Source organism: uncultured Campylobacter sp. (assembly GCF_937997465.1).
Lineage (GTDB): Bacteria > Campylobacterota > Campylobacteria > Campylobacterales > Campylobacteraceae > Campylobacter_A.
Genome location: NZ_CALKTQ010000041.1, coordinates 1 through 1,280 on the forward strand (window position 1 = coordinate 1; position 1,280 = coordinate 1,280).

General features: G+C 43.6%; 2 protein-coding genes. Both read left to right on the plus strand.

Going from position 1 to position 1,280, the window contains the following annotated elements:
- The coding region (locus tag Q0546_RS01175; protein ID WP_298789791.1) for a HAMP domain-containing sensor histidine kinase at nt 1–876 on the plus strand (876 nt) is incomplete at its 5' end.
- Nucleotides 873–1,280, plus strand: a 408-nt coding sequence (locus Q0546_RS01180; protein WP_298789793.1) for a response regulator, incomplete at its 3' end; no start/stop codon positions are given. The genes Q0546_RS01175 and Q0546_RS01180, both read left to right, overlap by 4 nt.

The following is a 1,280-nucleotide window of genomic DNA, read 5'->3' on the forward strand; positions in this document are numbered from 1 at the left end:
ATTAGATACGACGTGACGGACGTGATAAATTTAAACAACGAGCTTGAAAAGACGAAAAAAGAGCTGTTAAATTTAAACGGAAGTCTCGAAAACAGGGTCGCCAAGCAGACGGCCAAGCTCGTAAATTTAAACCAAAATCTAGAAAATTTGGTAAAGGCAGAAATCAAAAAAAACGAGGAAAAAACCAAAATGCTTTTTTTGCAGTCGCGTCTAGCCTCGATGGGCGAGATGATCGCAAACATCGCTCACCAGTGGCGTCAGCCGCTAAACGAGCTTAGCATTACGCTTTTTAAACTAAAAGAGAGCGTCAAAGCAAACGAGAAATTCGAGGCCGGCTACGAGCACGCAAAACGCGTGATAAAGGGTATGTCGCAGACGATCGAGGATTTTAGAAACTTTTTTAGCGTCGAGCGCGAGAGGGAGCTTTTCTTTCCTTCGGCTGCGGTAGAAAACGCGCTAAAGATGGTACAGGGAATCTACGAAAAAGAGGGCATAGACGTAAAATTGGAGCTAAAAAGCGAAGGTCAAATTTACGGCTTTGAGTCGCAGCTTTGCCAGGCCGTGATTATCCTACTTTCTAACGCCAAAGATGCGCTGGCAAATAAAAAAGACGATAAAAAAGTAACGCTAACGTTAGAAACAAAGGATAAATTTGCTATCATAAGAGTAACGGATAACGCCGGCGGTATAAAAGAGGAGATAATGGACAAGATTTTTGAGCCGTATTTCACCACCAAACACCCGAGTGCGGGTACTGGGATCGGTCTATATATGCTAAAAAGCATAGCCAAAAATCACGGCGGAAGCGCCGGCGCTAAAAACGTAAAATTTGGAGCGGAATTTGAGATAAAGCTGCCGCTAAAGGATGAAAAATGAAAAAATTTAAAGAGCTAACGCTACTGCTAGTCGAGGACGAGGATGGCATAAGGGAGTCGATGCAAGAGGTTTTTGGCGGCGTATTTCAAAAGGTCATCTCGGCCTCAAACGGCGACGAAGGTCTTAAGAAATTTAAAAAATTTAGCCCCGACATCGTGATAGCCGATATTATGATGCCTATCATGGACGGGCTTGAGATGTCAAGGCAGATAAAAGAGTTCTCAAAAAACACTCCCGTGGTGATCCTAAGCGCGTATAGCGAAAAGGAAAAACTACTAAAAGCTATCGACGTAGGCATCGATAAATACGTCATCAAGCCTATCGATATGGACGAGCTTTTCGTCGTGCTGGAGCAGATCGTAAAAACTAAAATCATAGGCGCCGATATCATCGAGATTTCGGGC